Annotated in this window: 19 protein-coding genes and 1 pseudogene; 12 read left to right on the top strand and 8 right to left on the bottom strand. The window is 69.3% G+C overall.

Annotation, left to right across the window (positions count from 1 at the left end; all coding sequences use genetic code 11):
- Positions 1-36: 36 nt before the first annotated feature.
- The 3 genes from E4V01_RS16785 (at position 37) to E4V01_RS16775 (ending at position 2,278) form a co-directional block, all read left to right on the top strand.
- Positions 37-1,098, top strand: coding sequence for an MBL fold metallo-hydrolase (locus tag E4V01_RS16785; protein ID WP_135299124.1), 1,062 nt, complete (start codon positions 37-39; stop codon positions 1,096-1,098).
- A gap of 93 nt (positions 1,099-1,191) precedes the next feature.
- Entirely contained in the window at positions 1,192-1,602 is a 411-nt protein-coding gene (locus E4V01_RS16780; protein ID WP_245517589.1) for a RusA family crossover junction endodeoxyribonuclease, read from the top strand.
- 13 nt (positions 1,603-1,615) lie between these two features.
- Complete coding sequence (locus E4V01_RS16775; protein WP_135299123.1) at positions 1,616-2,278, top strand: hypothetical protein; 663 nt, start codon at positions 1,616-1,618, stop codon at positions 2,276-2,278.
- 4 nt (positions 2,279-2,282) lie between these two features.
- On the opposite strand, the gene E4V01_RS16770 is transcribed toward E4V01_RS16775, so the two are convergent.
- The 3 genes from E4V01_RS16770 to hslV all read right to left on the bottom strand — a co-directional run bounded on the left by E4V01_RS16770 (position 2,283) and on the right by hslV (position 5,141).
- Positions 2,283-3,155, bottom strand: coding sequence for an EamA family transporter (locus E4V01_RS16770; RefSeq protein ID WP_135299122.1), 873 nt, complete (start codon positions 3,153-3,155; stop codon positions 2,283-2,285).
- A gap of 2 nt (positions 3,156-3,157) precedes the next feature.
- Positions 3,158-4,471 carry an ATP-dependent protease ATPase subunit HslU gene (hslU, locus tag E4V01_RS16765; RefSeq protein WP_135299121.1) on the bottom strand — a complete coding sequence of 438 codons (1,314 nt, stop codon included), beginning with the start codon at positions 4,469-4,471 and terminating at the stop codon, positions 3,158-3,160.
- A gap of 109 nt (positions 4,472-4,580) precedes the next feature.
- On the bottom strand, positions 4,581-5,141 hold the full coding sequence (gene hslV / locus E4V01_RS16760; protein ID WP_060768433.1) for an ATP-dependent protease subunit HslV: 561 nt from the start codon (positions 5,139-5,141) through the stop codon (positions 4,581-4,583).
- 337 nt (positions 5,142-5,478) lie between these two features.
- Between hslV and E4V01_RS16755 the strand changes: the two are divergent.
- The 4 genes and pseudogenes from E4V01_RS16755 (at position 5,479) to E4V01_RS16740 (ending at position 9,281) form a co-directional block, all read left to right on the top strand.
- Positions 5,479-7,002 (top strand): annotated as a pseudogene (locus E4V01_RS16755) (ISNCY family transposase).
- Between the two features lie 99 nt (positions 7,003-7,101).
- Positions 7,102-7,977: a flagellar motor stator protein MotA gene (motA, locus tag E4V01_RS16750; protein ID WP_003601565.1), complete on the top strand. Its 876-nt coding sequence runs from the start codon at positions 7,102-7,104 to the stop codon at positions 7,975-7,977.
- 13 nt (positions 7,978-7,990) lie between these two features.
- Entirely contained in the window at positions 7,991-9,001 is a 1,011-nt protein-coding gene (locus tag E4V01_RS16745) for a flagellar motor switch protein FliM (protein WP_060768432.1), read from the top strand.
- Positions 8,985-9,281 carry a hypothetical protein gene (locus E4V01_RS16740; protein ID WP_060768431.1) on the top strand — a complete coding sequence of 99 codons (297 nt, stop codon included), beginning with the start codon at positions 8,985-8,987 and terminating at the stop codon, positions 9,279-9,281. The genes E4V01_RS16745 and E4V01_RS16740 overlap by 17 nt, the downstream gene beginning before the upstream one ends.
- A 13-nt stretch (positions 9,282-9,294) precedes the next feature.
- On the opposite strand, the gene E4V01_RS16735 is transcribed toward E4V01_RS16740, so the two are convergent.
- Entirely contained in the window at positions 9,295-9,567 is a 273-nt protein-coding gene (locus tag E4V01_RS16735) for a PepSY domain-containing protein (RefSeq protein WP_135299120.1), read from the bottom strand.
- 200 nt (positions 9,568-9,767) lie between these two features.
- Here E4V01_RS16735 and fliN point away from each other — a divergent pair, with 200 nt between their 5' ends.
- From fliN to E4V01_RS16710, 5 genes are all read left to right on the top strand, one after another.
- Positions 9,768-10,094 carry a flagellar motor switch protein FliN gene (fliN, locus tag E4V01_RS16730; protein WP_003601570.1) on the top strand — a complete coding sequence of 109 codons (327 nt, stop codon included), beginning with the start codon at positions 9,768-9,770 and terminating at the stop codon, positions 10,092-10,094.
- A gap of 22 nt (positions 10,095-10,116) precedes the next feature.
- Complete coding sequence (locus E4V01_RS16725; protein WP_060768429.1) at positions 10,117-11,196, top strand: flagellar motor switch protein FliG; 1,080 nt, start codon at positions 10,117-10,119, stop codon at positions 11,194-11,196.
- Positions 11,197-11,233: 37 nt separating this feature from the next.
- Positions 11,234-12,295: a flagellar biosynthesis protein FlhB gene (flhB, locus tag E4V01_RS16720; protein ID WP_060768428.1), complete on the top strand. Its 1,062-nt coding sequence runs from the start codon at positions 11,234-11,236 to the stop codon at positions 12,293-12,295.
- Positions 12,292-12,738: a hypothetical protein gene (locus tag E4V01_RS16715; protein WP_060768427.1), complete on the top strand. Its 447-nt coding sequence runs from the start codon at positions 12,292-12,294 to the stop codon at positions 12,736-12,738. The genes flhB and E4V01_RS16715 overlap by 4 nt, the downstream gene beginning before the upstream one ends.
- 222 nt (positions 12,739-12,960) lie before the next feature.
- Positions 12,961-13,662: a response regulator transcription factor gene (locus E4V01_RS16710; RefSeq protein WP_060768426.1), complete on the top strand. Its 702-nt coding sequence runs from the start codon at positions 12,961-12,963 to the stop codon at positions 13,660-13,662.
- A 192-nt stretch (positions 13,663-13,854) separates the two neighbouring features.
- Here E4V01_RS16710 and E4V01_RS16705 read toward each other — a convergent pair whose 3' ends face one another.
- Genes E4V01_RS16705 through E4V01_RS16690 form a run of 4 tightly spaced genes read right to left on the bottom strand, consistent with a single transcriptional unit; the run spans position 13,855 to position 19,128 of the window.
- Entirely contained in the window at positions 13,855-14,523 is a 669-nt protein-coding gene (locus E4V01_RS16705) for a transglycosylase SLT domain-containing protein (RefSeq protein ID WP_135299119.1), read from the bottom strand.
- On the bottom strand, positions 14,477-16,327 hold the full coding sequence (locus E4V01_RS16700) for a flagellar hook-length control protein FliK (RefSeq protein WP_135299164.1): 1,851 nt from the start codon (positions 16,325-16,327) through the stop codon (positions 14,477-14,479). The genes E4V01_RS16705 and E4V01_RS16700 overlap by 47 nt, the downstream gene beginning before the upstream one ends.
- A gap of 39 nt (positions 16,328-16,366) precedes the next feature.
- Positions 16,367-17,749 (bottom strand): chemotaxis protein, encoded by a 1,383-nt coding sequence (locus E4V01_RS16695; RefSeq protein WP_135299118.1) that lies wholly within the window; start codon positions 17,747-17,749, stop codon positions 16,367-16,369.
- Entirely contained in the window at positions 17,746-19,128 is a 1,383-nt protein-coding gene (locus tag E4V01_RS16690; RefSeq protein WP_135299117.1) for a MotB family protein, read from the bottom strand. Before E4V01_RS16690 ends, E4V01_RS16695 begins: the two co-directional genes overlap by 4 nt.
- Between the last annotated feature and the right edge of the window lies 1 nt (position 19,129).

Genomic DNA, 19,129 nt, shown 5'->3' with positions numbered 1-19,129 from the left:
GCTTGAACCGCGGACCGGACGAGCCATCTTGGCCGTATGAAGAAGCGTGGCCTGCTCACGGTCGCCAGCGCGGCCACGGTGATGACCCTCGGGGGTGTCGGCTACGCCGCGCATCGCCGGGGCAAGAACCCCTATTACCGGGGCCCCCAGAGTGCGCATTTCGATGGCTTGCGCTTCCACGCCCCGAACCAGCCGCCCGACAAGTCGCTCTCCGACCTCGCCCGCTGGCGCCGGACCGGCAAGCCCGAGGCGTGGCCGGCGAGCTTCCCGAGCCCGTTTCCGGCGGACAGGCCGCCGGAGCGGTTCGAGGGTCTTCGCGTCGTCCTGATCGGACATGCGAGCTACCTGTTCCAGGTCGCGGGCCGCAACATCCTGGTCGATCCGGTCTATGCCAGGCGCGCGAGCCCGGTCCGCTTCGCCGGGCCGAAGCGGGTCAACGCGCCGGGCATCGCCTATGCCGACCTGCCGCCGATCGATGCGGTGTTGATCACGCACAACCACTACGACCATCTCGACGGGCCGACGATCGCCCGCCTGTGGCAGGACCACCAGCCGCTGATCGTCGCCCCGCTCGGCAACGACGCGATCCTGCGCGGCTACGACGAGACCATGCATGTCGAGACCCATGACTGGGGCGAGTCGGTCGATCTCGGCGCCGGCATCACCGTGCATCTGACGCCGGCCAACCACTGGTCGGCGCGCGGCCTCAACGACCGGCGCATGGCCCTGTGGTGCGCCTTCGTGCTCACGACCCCGCGCGGCGTGCACTACCATGTCGGCGATACCGGCCTCGGCGACGGCGCGCTCTTCCGCGAGATCCGCGCCCGGTTCGGCCCGCCGCGCCTCGCCACGCTACCGATCGGCGCCTACGAGCCGCGCTGGTTCATGCAGCCCCAGCACATGAACCCCGCCGACGCCGTGGAAGCCTTGGGCCTCCTCGGCGCCGATCAGGCGCTCGGCCACCACTGGGGCACGTTCAAGCTCACCGACGAGGGCATCGAGCGCCCCGTCGAGGCATTGGGCGAAGCGCTGACGGCGGCCGCGCTTGCGCCGGAGCGGTTCCTGGCGCTGCGGCCGGGGCAGGTTTGGGAAGGGTAGAGGCGGCGGATTTACAATCACGCATTGCGATTTTCACGGCCTGATGGCAGCGTGGCCGGGAGAGCGGATCGAGTCGCGAAGGTATGCCTGAGCGTGACCGAGCAAGAGACGCTTTATCCCCTCGAGTTCATCGTGCCGTCCACTCCGGTTTCACTTCAGGCGAGCAGCCGCTCGAAGGAGCGTTGGAAATCCGCCGTCAGAGAGGCCGCGCGTGAGCGGATTCGTGAAACAGATCCCCTGGGCTTTCTTGATCGGCGCCCATTGAGTCTGACAATCTATTATTTTTCAGCTCTACCGATGGAAGGCGACATCGATAATATCGTGAAACCGATTATGGATGCTTTGATCCATGTCGCCTGTATGACGGACAACGATGTCGAACGTGTCGTCGTCCAAAAATTCGAGCCCGAAGTCGGACGTGCGTTCACCGATACAAGTGCGCAGCTGGTGGCCGCTCTGGATGTTCCGCCCCCGCTGTCTACGTTAGGATCGACGACGACCTGAGTTGGAGGTTCCTGTGACGGCACAGGTTCGATCGCTTCGGCCCGAGGCCGAAAAGCACTTCATCGACGCTTTGCGGCGACGCTACGAGGAGCAGGGGTTCGCTTTCACGTCAGAGCCCGATCCGAAACAGCTTCCTCTATTTTTCGGTTCCTATGTTCCGGATGCGCTTGCTCAGAAGTCGGGGCGCAACATCGTCATCGAGTTCAAGGAGCAGCCGACTTCATCGACACAGCGTGCTTTGTCCGAGATCAGGCGCCTCTTCGACGGGCATGCCGATTGGCAGTTCCGCGTGTTTTATACCGGAACGGATCCGCAAGAGGCCGAGACGGTCGCGCCCGCCTCGCCGGATCTCATCCGGAAATCGGCGGATGAGGTGAAGGCACTCGCTGCACAGGGCAACCTGCGGGCAGCATTCGTCGTGGGTTGGGCCCTGTTGGAGGCGGCCTTGCGAGCCCGTCGCGATGGATTGGAGAGTCTGTCGCGCAAACCCGGCACGGTCGTCCAGACGCTGGCAATGGAAGGCTTCATTGAGCCGCCAGCAGAGCGCCGATTGCGCGAACTGATCCCACTGAGAAACCGCATCGTTCACGGCGATCTGACGGTCGAGCCGACGACGGCGGAGATCGAGTTCGTCCTCTCGACCATCGAAAACGTTTTGGACGTCGACTTATCTTAAGCACTCAAGGGCTCTGCGATGTCCGCCGTCTGGCCGCCAGCGTGATCCCCGCCGAAGCCGCCACGATGCAGGCGATGGCCCCGCCCTGCACCGGGGTCAGCCGCTCGCCGAGCAGGGCGAGGGCGGCGACCGCCGCGACGGCCGGCTCCAGGCTCATCAGCACGCCGAAGGCCGGGCGGGGCAGGCGCGTGAGGGCGAACATTTCGAGGGAATAGGGCAGGGCACTCGACAGGACGGCGATGACGAGACCCGTCGCGAGCGTCGCCGGGGTGAACAGGTCGGTGCCGGCCTCCACCAGCCCCACCGGTGCGACGACGAGGGCGGCGACCAGCATGCCGAGCGACACCGCCCGGCCGCCGCCGGCCCGGCCGGCGCGCTGGCCGAACACGATGTAGCCCGCCCAGCACAGGCCCGCACCCAGCGCCAGCGCCGCGCCCGTCGGATCGAGGCTGCTGGTCTCGCCCAGCGGCAGCAGCAGGCCGAGCCCGAGCACTGCGAGACCGATCCAGGCGAAGTCGCGCGCCCGGCGCGAACCCGCCAAGGCCACCGCCAGCGGACCGGTGAACTCGATGGCCACCGCGATGCCGAGCGGGATCGTGCGGAGCGAGAGATAGAACAGCAGGTTCATGAGCCCGAGCGCCGCGCCGTAGAGCGCGATGGCGCCGATCTCGCCCCGCTCAAGACTGCGTCGCCACGGCCGCCAGACCGCGAGCAGGATCAGCGCCGAGAAACCGACGCGGAGTGTCGTGACGCCCGCCGCGCCGACGACCGGAAACAGCCCCTTGGCCAGAGCCGCACCGCTCTGGATCGATACCATCCCCGCCAGGAGGGCGAGGATCGGCAGGGCGATGTCGGGCGCGGTGTCGCGTCCGCGCACGGTCAGAGAATGAAGCGGCTCAGATCGGCGTTGGCGGCCAGATCCTCGACCCGGTCGCGCACATAGGCGGCGTCGATCGGCACCGTCTCGCCGGAGCGGTCGGTGGCCGTGAACGAGATCTCGTCGATCACCCGCTCCAGCACGGTCTGGAGGCGGCGGGCGCCGATATTCTCCACCGAGCCGTTCACCTCGACCGCGACGCGGGCGAGCGCGTCGATGGCGTCCTCGGTGAAGGCGAGGGTGACGCCTTCCGTCTCCATCAGCGCCACCGTCTGCTTGATGAGGCTTGCTTCGGTACTGGTCAGGATCTGCTTGAAGTCCTCGACGGTGAGCGGCTGCAACTCGACGCGGATCGGCAGGCGGCCCTGCAACTCGGGCAGCAGGTCGGACGGCTTCGAGACGTGGAAGGCGCCGGACGCGATGAACAGGATGTGGTCGGTCTTTACCGGCCCGTGCTTGGTCGCCACCGTGGTGCCCTCGATCAAGGGCAGCAGGTCGCGCTGCACGCCCTCGCGGGAGACGTCGGCGCCCGAGCGGCCCTCGCGGGCGCAGATCTTGTCGATCTCGTCGAGGAAGACGATGCCGTTGTCCTCGACCTCGCGGATCGCCTCGCGGGTCAGCGCGTCGTCGTCCACGAGCTTGTCGCTCTCCTCGGCGATCAGCGGCGCGTAGGCTTCCGACACCGTGATGCGGCGCGGCTTGCCGCGCTGGCCGCCGAGCGCCTTGCCGAGCATGTCGGAGAGGTTGATCGCCCCCATCGAGGCGCCGGGCATGCCGGGGATCTCGAACATCGGCATGCCCTGCGAGCCGGACGGGGCCAGCTCGATCTCGACCTCCTTGTCGTCGAGTTCGCTCGCCCGCAGCTTCTTGCGGAAGCTTTCGCGTGTTGCCTGGCTCGCGGTCGGCCCCACCAGCGCGTCGAGGATGCGGGATTCGGCGGCCGCTTCCGCCTTGGCCTTCACGGCCTTGCGCTTCTCCTCCCGCGTCAGGCCGATGCCGACCTCGACGAGGTCGCGCACGATCTGCTCGACGTCGCGGCCGACATAGCCCACCTCCGTGAACTTGGTGGCCTCGATCTTGAGGAAGGGCGCGCCCGCGAGCCGGGCGAGGCGCCGGGCGATCTCGGTCTTGCCGCAGCCCGTCGGGCCGATCATCAGGATGTTCTTGGGCGCCACCTCGTCCCGCAGCGGGCCTTTCAGTTGCTGGCGCCGCCAACGGTTGCGCAGGGCGATCGCGACTGCGCGCTTGGCGTCCTTCTGGCCGACGATGAAGCGGTCGAGCTCGGAGACGATCTCGCGGGGAGAGAAGGTGGTCATCGGGCTCCTGCGGCCATTTTGGGGACGTGTGGGGCGGCGCGTCGGGCGCGGGGCCTTCCTCACGGACGATCTAAGCGGGGTAGCCCCGGCTTTCCAGGGAGCGCGGCCCTCAGGCCGAGTCGAGGGTTTCGATCACGAGGTTGCCGTTGGTGTAGACGCAGATCTCGGCGGCGATCTTCATCGACCGGCGCACGATCGCCTCGGCGTCGAGCTCGCCGTCCTCCAGCGCGCGGGCGGCGGAGAGGGCGTAGTTGCCGCCCGACCCGATCGCCATCACACCGGTCTCGGGCTCCAGCACGTCGCCGGCGCCGGACAGCAACAGGCTGACCTCCTTGTCGGCGACCAGCATCATCGCCTCCAGCCGGCGCAGATAGCGGTCGGTGCGCCAATCCTTGGTGAGTTCGACGCAGGCGCGGGTGAGCTGGCCGGGATACTGCTCCAGCTTGGCCTCCAGCCGCTCGAACAGGGTGAAGGCGTCGGCGGTGGCACCCGCGAAGCCGCCGATCACCGTGCCCTTGGCGAGCCGCCGGACCTTGCGGGCATTGCCCTTCACGATGGTCTGGCCGAGGCTGACCTGACCGTCGCCGCCGATCACCACCCGGCCGCCCTTGCGGACCATGAGGATCGTGGTGGCGTGCATTTGCGGCAGGCGATCGTCGGTCTGGGCCAAGGAAACGCTCCGGTTCGAGGGAAAAGAGTGCCTCACAAAACTCCCGATCGCTGGCCGTTCATTGTCTGGCGATGACGGCGCAGCGGGAGTTTCGTGAGAGACAGTCGGGCCGAGCCTCAGTTAGGCGTTCGAACGCCCGGCTCCAAGGTCGGCCCCGGTAGCGACGTGCTCCGCCGCTCAGCGAAAAAAACTAGGACGGCAAAGCCGGCTGTCTGGTGTTTGACGTTATGGGGGCGCCTGCTGGAGGCGCGCGATGTCCCGAACCGAGTGTCGGACGGCGGATCGTGAACGGGTCTTGGCTCCGGTCCGCCAGCTCTGCCCGATCTGCGGCCGGGCGATGCGGATCCGTTACGAGAATCGTCACACGATGGTGACGCTGACCGGCACGGTGCACCTGCGTCTGAAGATCCGTCGCTGCGAGGCTGCGGATTGCGTCCGCTTCCACAAGCCCTACCGCCCGGAGGCCGAAGGCGCGCTCGCCCTGCCGCACCACGAGTTCGGCCTCGACGTCGTGGCCCTGGTGGGCGCCCTGCGCCACCGCGAGCATCGCTCGGTGCCGGAAATCCACGCGATCCTGCGCGGGCGCGGGGTCGCCATCGCCGAACGCAGCGTGACCAACCTGCTCGACCGCTACGACGAGGTCGTGGCCACCCAACTCGCAGACCCCGCTCACCTGCGCCGACACTTGGCCGGGCAGGATCGGATGATCCTGGCGCTCGACGGCCTGCAGCCGGATGTCGGGCACGAGGTGCTCTGGGTGCTGCGCGACTGCCTCTCCGGCACGGTGCTCCTGGCCCGCAGCCTGCTGTCGGGCACGGCCGAGGATCTGGCCGTCCTGCTGCGTGAGGTCATCGCGGCGGTCGGTGTGCCGGTGGTAGGGGTGATCAGCGACGGTCAGCAGTCCATCCGCAAGGCGGTGGCCCTGGTCCTGCCGGGCGTGCCTCATCAACTCTGCCACTTCCATTTCCTGCGTGAAGCCGCCCTGCCGATCTTCGAGGCCGACCGGCACGCCAAGAAGGAGTTGAAGAAGGGCGTGCGCGGCGTACGCCCGATCGAGCGGGGGGTGGAGGGGCGCACGGATAGGGAGGCGGATCTGGTGCGCGGCTATGCGAGCGCGATCCGCAGCGCGATCACCGACGACGGCCGCGCCCCGCTCGACGCGGCGGGCCTGCGCTTGAAGGACCGCTTGGAGAAGGTGGCCGGAAGCTTGGAACGGGTGCGCTCAAAAGGGGGGCCGAGGCGCAGGGCTCGCGCCCGCTCGGGCGGCTCCAGCAGTTGATCGAGCGGGCGCGAGCCGGCACGGCCGCCCTCTGGCCGGCGATCAGCCAAGGCTTCGTCTTCGTACACGCGGGCGCCCGCCTCCTGACCAACCCCGCCGGTGAGCCGGGGGCCAAGGTCCGGCGGCGCTTCGACGGCTTGCTGGGGGGCGATGCGGCGCCACCGGGATCGGGTGAAAGGGCTGGGTCCCGCCCTCGACCACTTCGCCAAGGTCGCGCGCAGCTATCGACCGGGACTGTTCCACGCCGCCGACGGGGCGGACCTGCCACGCACCAACAATGCCCTGGAGCAACTGTTCGGTTCCCAGCGCTACCACGAGCGGCGGGCCACCGGACGCAAGACCGCCTCGCCCGGCGCGGTGCTGCGGGGCGCCGTGCGGCTCGTGGCCGGCATTCACTCCCGAACTCGGGCACCATCCGGACGCGACCTCAGCCGGGTCGATCCAGAGAAATGGCGAGCCCTACGCCGATCCCTCGACATCCGCAGGCAGGCGCGCACTCAACGCACCCGCTTCCGCCGCGATCCCGACGCCTATCTCAAGGCCCTCGAACAACACGCGCAACAGCAGACTTTGCCGTCCTAGAAAAAAAGCTCCGCGCAAGCCACTATGCCTATTGGCTCGGACAAAGGGCCGCCGCGCGTCGGCACCCGTCCCCGCAGCGGTGTCCCCCGGAGTCTTCTCATGGGAATCCTCGTCGGCCTCGTCATCGCGATCGGCTGCATGCTCGGCGGCTTCGTCGCCATGGGCGGGCACCTGATCGTCATCTGGCAGCCCTGGGAGTTCGTCATCATCTTCGGCATGGCGGCGGGCACCTTCGTCATCGCCAACCCGATGAAGACGGTGGTCGATTCCGGCAAGGCGACGATGGAGGCCTTCACCAACAAGGGGCCCAAGCGCCAGGACTTCCTCTCGCTGCTGGGGCTCCTGCACGCCCTGATGCGCGACCTGAAGACGAAGCCGCGCAACGAGGTCGAGACGCATTTCGACGATCCGGCGAATTCCGAGATCTTCAAGAACTATCCGGAGGTGACCAAGGACCAGGATCTGGTGCTGTTCATCTGCGACTATTGCCGCCTGATCCTCATCGGCAACGCCCGCTCGCACGAGATCGAGGCGCTGATGGAGGAGGAGATCGGCACGCACAAGAAGTACAAGCTCAAGCCCTATGCCGCGATCAACACCGTGGCGGAGGCGCTGCCGGCGCTCGGCATCGTCGCGGCGGTGCTCGGCATCGTGAAGGCGATGGGCGCGCTCGACCAGTCGCCGCAGATCCTCGGCGGCCTGATCGGCGCGGCGCTGGTCGGCACCTTCATCGGCGTCTTCGCGTCCTACGGGATGCTCGCCCCGCTCGCCGTGAAGATCAAGGGCGTGCGCGAGAAGCAGTGCAGCGTCTACACCATCGTGAAGCAGAGCCTGATCGCCTACATGAACGGTGCGCTGCCCCAGGTCGCGATCGAGCACGGCCGCAAGGGCATCGCCGGCGCCGACCGCCCGACCATCGACGAGGTCGAGAGCGCCACCGTGCCCGGCGCCCGCGCCGAACCGGCCGCGGCGTAAGGGGGCTTCGCAAATGGACGAGACCGAGACCCCCGAGGCGGCGCTCGACACGACGTCCGAGCCGGCCCCCGAGCGCCGGCCCGAATTGCCGCCCTTCGTCACGGCATCGCGGCCCGCGACCGACATCCGCGCCCGCATCCAGGAGGCCGGCGGCCTGTCGCTCGACCGGCTGCCGATGCTCAGCGTGGTGCTCGACCGCCTCGCCACCGCCTGCAGCGATGCGGCCAAGCACTTGGCCGCCTCCACGGCGTTCTACTCCCTGAGCGGCGTCGAGAGCGGGCGCTTCGGCGAATTCCTCGACGCCTACGACGCCAACGCGGTGGTCGGGATCTTCCAGGCGCCGGAATGGGACGGCCACGTCCTGGTCGGGCTCGACCGCGACTTCCTCTACACCATGGTCGAAGTGCTGTTCGGCTCCGACGGCGCCGAGCCGCCGGTGGAGGACGAGCGCACCTTCTCGGCAATCGAACTGCGCATCGCGCAGATGGTGTTCGAGCAGGTCGGCAAGGCGCTCGAATCCTCCTTCGGCCTCGTCTCGCAGACCGCCTTCCGCCTGGAGCGGATGGAGACCCGGATGGAGTTCGCGGTGATCGGCCGACGCTCCAACAAGGCGGTGCAGGCCAAGTTCCTGCTCCAGGCGCTCAACCGCGGCGGCGAGATGTTCCTCATCATCCCGCAGACGGTGCTGAACCCGCTACGCCCGGCGCTCGGCAAGGTGCTGACCGGCGAATCCGCCGCCCGCGACCCGCGCTGGGCCGAACAGATCGCGGCGGAAGTGCAGAAGACGACCGTGCGCCTGCGCGCCGTCCTCGAGGAGCGTCATCTGACGCTCGGCGAGATCGCCGGACTGAAAGTCGGGCAGGTGCTGACCCTCGATGCGACGCCCGCGACGCGGATCAAGCTCGAGGGCAACGACCGGCCGCTGTTCTGGTGCCGGGCCGGCCAGTCGCAGGGCAGCTACGTTCTGCGGGTGGAGGAATCGATCAATCCGGAGAAGGAGGGCGGCCATGGGCTCCTTGGTTGACGGCGTGCTGCTCGTCGCGCTCGTGGCGACGAGCGCCTGCGTGTTGCCGATGTACCTGAAGCTGAAGCGCCTCGACCGGAACCAGGCCGAGTACGGCGCGGCGGTGGCCGCCTCCGGCGTGGCGCTGACGCAGGCCGGCGAGGCGGTGCGCTCCTTCAAGGAGGAGGGCCGCGAGGTTCTGGACGCCCTGAGCCTCAAGATCGAGGAGGCGCGGGCGACGCTCGACGCGCTGGAGGCGTCGCGCGCGGCCCTTGTCGCGGCCCGCTCGGAGAAGCCGTGAGGCGGCGCCCGCCTCAGTCGTCGCTCTGCTTCTTGGCTTTCTCGACGATCGCCCCGGTCTGCGGATCGAGCTGAACCTTGACGCTCCGGCCGTCCCGAACCGCCTTGGCCTTCCACACCGCGTCGTCGGCCTCGATGCTGCGAACCGGGCCGTAACCGGCTTCCGCCAGCTTGGTCAGCACTTGGTCGATCGGCATCCAATCCTTACCGGGCGTGTCGGCATGTGCCGACGCCGCGAGGAGGCCGGTGGCCAGCGTGGCGGCGACGAGGGTCTTGAGGGTGTTCATGGGGTTCGGCTCCTGTCGGGTGTCGTGATGCCTCCTTCTGTCACCGGACGACCCCGCGAACCTGACGGAAGCCGTCAGCGAAATGTCAGCCGCGGCGGCCCGCGCGAAGCGGGAACCTGACGACCTGCGGCGACAGCCTCGCGTCAGCCAAGCCGGCTAGACCGTCCTCACGCACGAAGCGGACCCGAAGAGCCCGAGCGATGAGCAGCAGCCCCTTCCCCGATACCGATCTCGCCGGCACCGAGCCCCGCGTCGGCGATGGGCGCAACCTCGATTCGATCCTGCGCATCCCGGTGCTGATGCAGGTCGTGCTCGGTTCGGCGACCATGCCGGTGGCGGATCTGATGAAGCTCGGGCGCGGCGCCGTCGTTCCCCTCGACCACCGGGTCGGCGAGCCGGTGGACGTGATGGTCAACGGCCGGGTGATCGCGCGGGGCGAGATCGTGATCGTCGAGGAGGACAATTCCCGGTTCGGCGTGTCGCTGACCGAGGTGGTCGGACCCTCCGCCACCGACCAGAACACCTGAGCCCGGACGAGAACGGGCCGCCATGTCTTCGAGCCCTCTGGCATCGAGCCCCGTCCCATCGGACGCCGTCTCCGCGGGCGCCGTCGCCCCCCGTGCGGTGGCGACCCGGCGGCTCGAGCCCGTCGATCAGGTCGCGGCGCTGCTGCTCGCCATGGGCAAGCCCGCGGCCGGGCGGCTCATCAAGTATTTCGAGCCGGACGAACTCAAGCGCATCACCCGCTCGGCCTCGAATCTCGGCGCGGTCAGCCCCGAGCAGCTCGACACGGTGGTGGAGCATTTCTCCGCCGAATTCTCCGCCGGCAACAGCCTGATCGGCACGGCCAGCGAAGTCGAGAAGCTGCTCACCGGCCTGCTGCCGGCCGACCAGATCGCCGATATCCTCGCCGACGTGCGCGGCGGGGCCACCCGCTCGGTGTGGGAACGGCTCGGCACCGTGCAGGAGAGCGTGCTGGCGAGCTACCTCGTCAAGGAGCACCCGCAAACCGCCGCGCTGATCCTGTCGAAGGTGAAGCCCGCCACCGCCGCCAAGGTGATGGGCCATCTGCCCGCGCCGGTGCGCAACACGGTGATGCGGCGGATGCTGAGCTTCAAGCCGATCGTCGACGATGTGCTGCACGCGATCGAGAAGACGCTGCACGAGGACTTCATGATCAACGGCGCGCGTAATTCCGGTGCCGACACGCATGCCAAGATGGCCGACATCATCAACAAGATGGAGCGCCAGCAGATGGACGACGTGCTCTCCAGCCTCGGCGAGTCGCGTCCGAAATCGGTCGAGATCCTCAAGGGTCTGCTCTTCACCTTCGACGACATCGTCAAGCTGGCGCCGCGCGCCCGCACCACCCTGTTCGACGCCGTGCCCAACGACCGGCTGGTGCTGGCGCTGAAGGGGACGGAGGTCGAGTTCCGCACCACGGTGCTCAGCGCCCTCTCGGCGCGGGTGCGCCGCATGGTCGAGCACGAGCTGAACGGCGGCGAGCCGGCGGCCCAGCGCGACGTGCTGGAGGCGCGCCGCACCATCACCGATCTGGCGATGGAGATGGCCGGGCGCGGCGAGATCGAGATCAATCCGGGAGGCGAGGATGAAGCGCTCATCCGCTGATCCGCGCCCCCGGCGTCACCTTCGGCGGGGCTGATGCGTGGCGGACGACGACAAGGAGAGCAAGACCGAAGCCGCCACCGAGCGGCGGGTGCGCGACGCGATCGAGAAGGGCGACATCCCGTTCTCGCGCGAGGCGCCGGTCTTCGCCTCGACGCTCGGCCTGCTCATCGCGCTGGCCCTGTTCGCGCGGGGACAGGCGGCGCAGCTCGCGGGCGATTTCAAGCCGCTCTTCGACGATCCGCGCGGCTTCTCCCTGGAGACCGGCGGCGACGCGATGCTGCTCCTCAGCCGCGTGGCGCTGGCGGCGGGCCGCTTCCTGCTGCCGATCCTGCTGATCCTGGCGGTCTGCAGTCTCACCGCCTCGCTTCTGCAGAACCTGCCGCGCTTCGTTCTCGACCGGATCACGCCGAAATGGTCACGGGTGTCGCCGATGGCGGGTTTCGCGCGGATCTTCGGAACTTCGGGTCAAGTCGAGTTCCTGAAATCCGTCGTTAAATTCCTTTCGGTCAGTGTCGTCGCCCTTCTGCTCCTCCGCTCGGAGCGGACAAGAGCCGTGAACGCCATGTTCGTCGATCCGAGCCAACTGCCCGAACTGATCCTGACGGTCTCGATCCGCCTCGTCTCGGCGGTGGCCATCGCCACCATCGTGATCGTCGCGGGCGATCTCGTCTGGGCGCGGCTGCGCTGGCAGCGCTCGCTCCGGATGTCGCGCCAGGACATCAAGGACGAGCACAAGCAGACCGAGGGCGATCCCTCGGTCAAGGCGCGGCTGCGCTCGCTCGCCCAGGACCGCGCCCGCAACCGGATGCTCGCCAATGTCGACCGGGCGACCGTGGTGATCGCCAATCCGACGCATTTCGCGGTGGCGCTCCGCTACGAGCCCTCCGAGAACCCGGCGCCGATGGTGCTCGCCAAGGGGCAGGATCTCATCGCCCTGCGCATCCGGGCGATCGCCGAGGAAAAAGGCATCGCCGTGATCGAGGACAAGCCTCTCGCAAGGTCGCTGTACGATGCTGTGCAGGTCGATCAGACGATTCCGGCCGAATTTTACCGCGCTGTGGCGCAGATCCTTTTCTTCCTTTTCGCGAGAGCCCGATGACCCCTCAGGTCCAACGTTTCGCGCCAGGACCGTCGGCCGTCCCGCATAGCCATGCGGCGGCCGAACAGATCTTCGCCGAAGCGCTGCGCGACTTCATCGCCGAGCTGTGCCTGCTCGATGGCGGCGTGCTCATCGGCTGGATCCGCGGCGAGCGGCACGGCAACATCGCCGACATCGTCTCCTCCTCGGCCGAATTGTTTTTCAAGGAATCGGTGCTGACCTACGCCGACGCGGCCGATGTGTGCCTCGATTGGGGCCGCTCCATGCAGGTGGTCCTCGATCTCGAATTCGCCGCCGAGCCGGTGACGGTGTTCTTCAAGCTCGTGCTCGATGAGGTGTTCGCGGGCGTCGCGATCCAGCGCATCGTCGCGGAGGAGACGGCGGCGCTCTCCCTCGAAGGCTTCGCACACGCCCTCCGTCAGGCCCGGGTCGGGCACGCCTGAAGCGGCGCGAATGCCACGCGCCCTCGACGAACATCGTCACCGTCTGAAAATATACATTGCAGCAGATTGACCCCCTCGCAGCTGCGCTCCATGACTTGGCTGCGGCAGCGTCTCGAAGCGTTGCGGAGGGCGGCGGAGAGGGTCTTCCGGGGACGCCCAGAACCTGCCCAGATCGCGGCGCAGTGGCAGGCCGATACGGCGGGATCAAGGGGATGGTCGTCGATGTATTTCCTGGTCGATCCGCGCGATACCGTGAACGCGGGTTACAAGGCCAGCTTCGAGCGTGAGGGCATCTCCTCGTTCGCGCTCATCCCCGAAGAGTTCCTGAGTTGGCTCCGCGCGGCCTCTCCCGCCGATCTCGAAGCGATCCAGGGCTTCCTCCTGGGCGATTTCGCGGAGCGGGCGAAATGCGCCGGCGTCATCCGCAAGCAGTCCCGCGCACCGATCATCGCCCTGGCCGATCTGCGCTCGCTCGAACAGACCGTCGAACTGCTGGAAGCCGGCATCGACGACGTGCTGCCCAAGCCCGTCCATGTCCGCGAGATTTTGGCCCGCTCCGAAGCGATCTGGCGCCGGGTCAACGGAGCCGTTCAACGGAGCGAGGCGGAGGGCGAGACCGAGGGCGAGGCGCGGGGGCCGGACCGGCTCAAGGTCTTCCACGATGGGCGCGACCCCGAGATCGACGGCGTGCCGCTGTCCCTGCCGCGGCGCGAGCGGCACATTCTCGAATATCTCGTACGCAACCGCGGGCGCCGGCTCACCAAGACCCAGGTCTTCAACGTGGTCTACGGCGTCTACAGCAACGGCGTCGAGGAGAGCGTGATCGAGGGCCACGTGAGCAAGCTGCGCAAGAAGCTCGCCGAGCGGCTCGGCTACGATCCGATCGAGGCCAAGCGCTATATGGGCTACACCTACGTCGGGTAAGAGTGCCTCACAAAACTCTCGATCTCTGACCGTTCTCCCGTTGGCGAGGACGGCGCAGCGGGAGTGTTGTGAGAGACACGAGAGTCGTATTCGACCTGATTGCATCAGGCCGGCGTCTCTATCCTCTCGTTTCGACGCGCCTTCTTTCGCCGAACCGGCGTCCACTTCGTCGCAAAGCGCTCTAAGCCAGATCTACTGGCAGAACGTCTTCGCACCCGGCGTCCAGTTGCCGAAGCCGGTCGCGACCATGTTGGTGATGACCCGGCAGACATAGACCTTCTGCGCCGGGTTGTTGTTCGGCCCGGCATGGTAGCGCGCCACGGCGAGCGTCCAGCTTCCCTCGCGCTCCTTCAGCTCCTTCAGGAAGCGCGTCGCGTATTCGACGTTCTGGGCCGGGTCGATCATCGCCTCCAGCGAGGCGAATTTCGCCCGGTGATAGTGATGGTTGATCTGCATGCAGCCGAGATCGACCAGGCGCACGCCCTCCTGCTGCGCCTGGGCGAGGCGCTGCATCACGTCGGCGGCGCCGCTGCCGAAATAGGCCTTGCCCCCGATGTTCATGGCGTAGGGCTGGAGCGAGCCGCGGTTGCCGCTCTCCGTCAGTCCGACCGCGTAGAGCATGCCGAGCGGCACGCCGTGCTTGGCCGCTGCCTGCGCCATCTGGCGCTCGCAGATACGCGAGGCGCCGGCCATCGAGGGACGTTTGGAGCCGCCTCGCGCGTCGCCGCCCCGTGTGCCCGTCGGCGCGGAGGCGGCCTCTGCGGCGCCCTCGGCAGCGGTGGAATGCGCGGCCGCCGCAATCGGGACGACGGCGCTAGAGATACAGGCTGCCGCGATCGCGCCCGCGAGAATCCGTCTCATGGTCCTGTTCCTCCGTGGGCGTGGCGGCCGCGTCCGCGCGCGGGGACGGGCGCCGGCCCGATTGGTCGGGCGTCGCTGCGCCCGGCTGTCTGTCGTGCTGCCCGCCCTGCGATCCGCCGAAGGACGCCAAGCCCTGACCGCGCGGCCCGGATTCGCCCGCGCCGGGGCCGCCCGATTGAATCGTCACGGCCTCGGGCTCGTAGCCGGCCTCGCGCAGCAGGCCGGAGAGCAGATCGCCCTCCTTGCGCAGGCGCTCGGCGGTCTCCTCGCGGCTGGTGCGCAGGCTCATTTCCAGCCGCCCGTCCTGCAGGCGCATCCGCACCAGCACCGAGCCGAGGTCGGCCGGATGGAGCTGGAGCGTGAGGATCTTCAGCGGCCCGGCCTCGGTCGAAGCCGGAACGGGACGGGCCGATTGGGTCGCCATCGCCGCGGGTGCCGCCGGCAACTGGGCGGCGACCGCATCGACGATCTGGCGCAGCGGCGAGGCCGGCGCGGGCGTCGGCAGGGCGGCGGTCTCCTGCGGAACGGATGGCGCCAGCGGCATGTCCGGGCGCGGCGCTTCGATCGTCACCGCGTCGATTCCGGCGCTCTCGGTGCGCGCGCCACCTTCGGCCTGCGGCCGCGGCACCGCCACGGCTTCATGCTCCGGTGTCGCATCGGGGCGTGCGATGGCGGCCGGGCGATCCTGCCTCGACTCCGAGTCACGTCGGGTCTGCCCCGGCGTGCCGGGTTGGGTGACGGCAGTCGGCTCGGGGAGGCTTGTGCCCTCCGCTTGGTCGAGGAGCGCAGCGTTGTCCGCCGTGCCGGACGGCTCGGCGCGATCGCTCCGGGGCGCCACGCGTCCACGGGCCGAGAGGCTTCGCGCAGCTTCGGCGCTCGCAGCTTGCGTCGGGGGAGCACCTGCGGCTCGCCGAACGGGCTCGTCCGGTGCCGGCGCAGCGCTCGCCGGGGTCGATTCGGCGGGGCGGTCGGGGCCTGGAACGGGCGAGGCCGGTCGCGCGGGTGTCGTGGCGGCCGGTACCGTCAGCTCGTTCGCAGGCCCGTTCGGTGCCGGCCGATCGGACGGAACGGCCGGCTCGCGAGCGTCATTGCGGGATGGCGGGGACTGCGTCGCGACCGATTCCGGCGCGCGCTGTCCGTCCGGTCCGCCGGCCGGCAATGCCGACGGCACGGTCGCATCGGACGCCGTCGCGGTTCGCGGGGCACCGGGAAGGAGGGCCGTTCCCGGGGGCAGCGGAGCGACCGGTGCGGCGCCGCTGCTGGCGGATGTCGGGACGGTCGGCGGAGCGGATGGCTCGTTCAGGCCCTGCTTGATGGCGGTTTCCGTCGAGGCGGCGGCGGCGGCCTGCGGCCGGACCGGCGCGAAATGCGTTTCCAGGCCGACCATCGAGATCTGCAAGGCCGGCTCTGCCGGGGCCGGGCCGGGCCCTGATCCGGCGCGTGCGGCGGCTCGCTGCACCATGGCCTCCAGGCTAGAATTCGGAGGAGCCGCGATAGCCGGCGTAGCGGGACCGGTGAGCGCCATCAGCGCCTGCAAGGCCGAGCCGCCGATGGTCGTTACCGGCAATGCCTCGGCGGGGAGGGTGGGCGGCATGTCCGTCCCGGCCTCCAGCTGTTCCACCGCGGCCTCTCCGGTCCGTGCCGTTCCGATGTCCGCCGTTCCGCTCTCCGCCGCCCCGTTCTCGAAGGCGCCGAGCATCGCCTCGAAGCCGGGGGGCACGCCCGTGCGCGAGTCCTCGCCCGAAGGGGCGCGACCGGTCTCGGACTTCGGCCGCAGAAGGGGGAGGGTGTCGAGGGACCGCATCACGGGTCGATCGTCCGATGGTTGGAGCGCGGGGAGATTTCAGGGGGTGCGGGTGGTGGCATCCATGGCGCGCTCGGCGCGGGCCAGGGCCTCCTGCGCCCGCAGGAGCGAACCGGATTCCGGAATCGGCCGGCTCGCCGAGGGCGGCGGGGCCGGGGCGGCCTCGGCGACGGGGGAGGGCGTGCGGATCTGCCGGGCGGTTGAGAGCGCGGCGTCGAGCAGTTCGGCGTCGGTCGGCACGAAATCGGCGCGGTCGAGGCCGCGCAGCGCCTCGTAGCCCTCTTCGAAACGCCCCTCGGCGACAATCAGCGCCGCGCCGCGGTAGAGCCGCGCCTGCGCGGCCGGCTGCGAATCCGGCGCGGCGAGCCCCATGGCCCGCTCGGCGGAGAACAGGGCGGTCTCGCGGCGGCCCTGTTCCAGCCCGGCGCGCGCCACCAGCAGGTAGAGGTCGCGCCGGCTCTCCGGCTCGATCTCGTCGAGCATCCGCTCCAGGCTGGCGATGCGGGTGCGGTCGCTGTCGAAATCGAGGCGGGTGAGCGCTCCGGCGAAGCGCTGGCGGAAGTTGCCGGCATAGACCGAGCGGCGGAACCGGCGCAGATACTGGATCGCCAGCGCCTCGAAGCGGCGCGCATCGCCGCCCTGCGCCACGACGAAGATCTGGCGGCGCAGCGCCCCTTCCTCGACCAGCGTGCCGGGCGCCAGAAGCCGGGCGAGGTCGAGGAGTTCGAGCGACTTGACCGGCGCGTCGCGCACCATCAGCGCCGATTGCGTCAGCGCGAGCTGCCCGGCGAGGCCCGCGGGCATCGTACGCGGGTCGATGCCGGCGAGCTTGGCCCGCGCCTCGCGTTCGCGCCCTTCCAGATAGGCCAGCGCCCCGAGCGCCAGGGGCTGCTCCGCCTCCGGCGTCTTGCCGGATCGGAGGATTGCCCGCAGGGCCCCCGGCCCACCACCTGCCAGCGCGAAGGTCACGGCGGCGCGCACGTTCTCCGCTTCGGTCCAGGCCTCGGGATCGAGGGCGATCAGCCGCTGCTCGATATGGCCGAGGAGCTGACGCTGCGCGACATGCGCCTGAGTCGAGCCGCGGGCGATGCGGTCCTGAAGGAGCTGGAGCGTGCGCGTCAGTTCGACCGGCAGGCCGTGCGCCTTCACCGGCAGCGGTTCGATCGGCTTGGCCGGGGCGCCATGGCCGCCATGATCGTCGGCGGCGTGGGCTTCCGCGGGGGGCGCGTGGGTGTCGCCGTGCTCGGCGGCCTTCGCCGGAGCGATGACGAGGCAGAGGGCGAGCGCGGCGGCCGTGAGGGCAGGCCGGGATGCCCCTCCCATGCCCGTCACGGTGCGGGATGGCTTCGCCGGACGCCTCGCGATGACGGCGGTGCGGCCGAACCGGGCGAGAGGGCGCCTCGGAAGCATCCGGAGCGTCATTCCGGCAGCCCCCGCAGCAGGATTTCGATGCGGCGGTTCTCGGCGGCCTTGGGATTGCCGGCGATGCGGGGCTGGCGGTCGGCATAGCCCTCGATGCGGTCGATGCGGGCCTCGTCGAGGCCGCCGCGCACGAGCATGTAGGAGGCCATCTGAGCCCGCGCCGACGACAGACGCCAGTTGTCGTAGGTTTCCGAGCGGAACGGGCGACCGTCGGTATGGCCGCGCACGACGACGCGGCCGGGCCGGCCGTTGAGGATCTTGGCGATGCGCTCCAGCGCCTTGACCACTTTCGGCGTCGGCTCGGCCGATCCGAGCCCGAACATGCTGTAATTGATCTCGTCGGTGATGCTGATGAGCACGCCCTCGCCGGTCCGGCGTACCTCGACCTGCGGGGCGGGCGCGCCGTTGGGCAGCGACGGCACGGCCCGCGCGATCTCGGCCTTCAGCGCCGAGAGCGCCGCGGTCTCGGCCGCCTTCGCGGCTTGATCGGCAGGCGTCGCCGATTCCTTCGCAGGAGGTGCTTCGGCTTTCGCCAGAAGCGTCGGTTCGGGCGGGGCCGGCTTGGCTTCGGCCGGGGACGGGTGCGGTGCGGTCTCTGCCGAGGGCTTGGGGGGCTCGGTGCTCGGAACCACCAGCGCCATCGGCTCGGCCGAGGCAAGCTTGACGCCGGCCTGACGCATGGCATCGCTCAGGCTCTGGCGGGCGATGTCCTTGGCCGTCTCCTTCTGCGGTTCCTTTTGCGGTTCCTTGGGCTTGGAACCGGCGGTCTGGGCACGCGCGTCGAGGCGGGCCTCGGCCGGTGCGGCGGCGGCGGTGTCGAGGGCGCCGGGATTGTCGGTGCGGCGACGCGGCAGGGCGGCGACCTGCCAGTAGAGCGGGTCGAACGGGTCGCGTCCGGTCTCGCCGCCGGCCACGCCCGGCTGTCCGGCTTCGAGGGCGGAGGCATCCGCACTCGCGGCTTCCGGCCCGGCGGCCTCGGCCTCCGCGGCGAGTTTGGCGAGCACCGCGTAGGGGTCCTGGAACAGGGCGGATTCGCGGGCGCGGCTGCCCGGTGCGCCGGCGGCGTCGCCCTTGCCCTCGGCGTTGCCGCCGTCGCCTTTGCCCTTGCCGGACGGGGCGGGGTCGTTGGGCGTGTCCTGCGGGTCGTTCACGCCCTTGCGGTCGTGGGTGACCTCGGCGAGCTTCACCGGGTTGAAGTATTCGGCGATGGTCTGCTTCTGCTCCTTGCTGGTGGAGTTGATCAGCCACATCACCAGGAACAGCGCCATCATCGCCGTCATGAAGTCGGCGAGCGCGATCTTCCAGGCGCCGCCGTGATGGCCGTCCTCGTGGTCGCCGTGGCGCTTGATGATGATGATTTCGTGGGGGCGGTCCGACATC

The sequence above is a fragment of the Methylorubrum sp. Q1 genome, from assembly GCF_004683995.1.
In the GTDB taxonomy this organism is placed as follows: Bacteria; Pseudomonadota; Alphaproteobacteria; order Rhizobiales; family Beijerinckiaceae; genus Methylobacterium.
This window is presented reverse-complemented; position numbering and strand designations above follow the sequence as displayed.

Bases quoted from the DNA above. Each gene is read 5' to 3' on its own strand.
- E4V01_RS16710 (WP_060768426.1), top strand. From the start codon at position 12,961: ATGTATTTCCTGGTCGATCCGCGCGATACCGTGAACGCGGGTTACAAG.
- E4V01_RS16785 (WP_135299124.1), top strand. From the start codon at position 37: ATGAAGAAGCGTGGCCTGCTCACGGTCGCCAGCGCGGCCACGGTGATG.
- E4V01_RS16725 (WP_060768429.1), top strand. From the start codon at position 10,117: ATGTCTTCGAGCCCTCTGGCATCGAGCCCCGTCCCATCGGACGCCGTC.
- E4V01_RS16715 (WP_060768427.1), top strand. From the start codon at position 12,292: ATGACCCCTCAGGTCCAACGTTTCGCGCCAGGACCGTCGGCCGTCCCG.
- E4V01_RS16745 (WP_060768432.1), top strand. From the start codon at position 7,991: ATGGACGAGACCGAGACCCCCGAGGCGGCGCTCGACACGACGTCCGAG.
- motA (WP_003601565.1), top strand. From the start codon at position 7,102: ATGGGAATCCTCGTCGGCCTCGTCATCGCGATCGGCTGCATGCTCGGC.
- hslU (WP_135299121.1), bottom strand. From the start codon at position 4,471: ATGACCACCTTCTCTCCCCGCGAGATCGTCTCCGAGCTCGACCGCTTC.
- E4V01_RS16700 (WP_135299164.1), bottom strand. From the start codon at position 16,327: ATGCGGTCCCTCGACACCCTCCCCCTTCTGCGGCCGAAGTCCGAGACC.
- E4V01_RS16695 (WP_135299118.1), bottom strand. From the start codon at position 17,749: ATGACGCTCCGGATGCTTCCGAGGCGCCCTCTCGCCCGGTTCGGCCGC.
- E4V01_RS16705 (WP_135299119.1), bottom strand. From the start codon at position 14,523: ATGAGACGGATTCTCGCGGGCGCGATCGCGGCAGCCTGTATCTCTAGC.
- fliN (WP_003601570.1), top strand. From the start codon at position 9,768: ATGAGCAGCAGCCCCTTCCCCGATACCGATCTCGCCGGCACCGAGCCC.
- E4V01_RS16690 (WP_135299117.1), bottom strand. From the start codon at position 19,128: ATGTCGGACCGCCCCCACGAAATCATCATCATCAAGCGCCACGGCGAC.
- E4V01_RS16740 (WP_060768431.1), top strand. From the start codon at position 8,985: ATGGGCTCCTTGGTTGACGGCGTGCTGCTCGTCGCGCTCGTGGCGACG.
- E4V01_RS16735 (WP_135299120.1), bottom strand. From the start codon at position 9,567: ATGAACACCCTCAAGACCCTCGTCGCCGCCACGCTGGCCACCGGCCTC.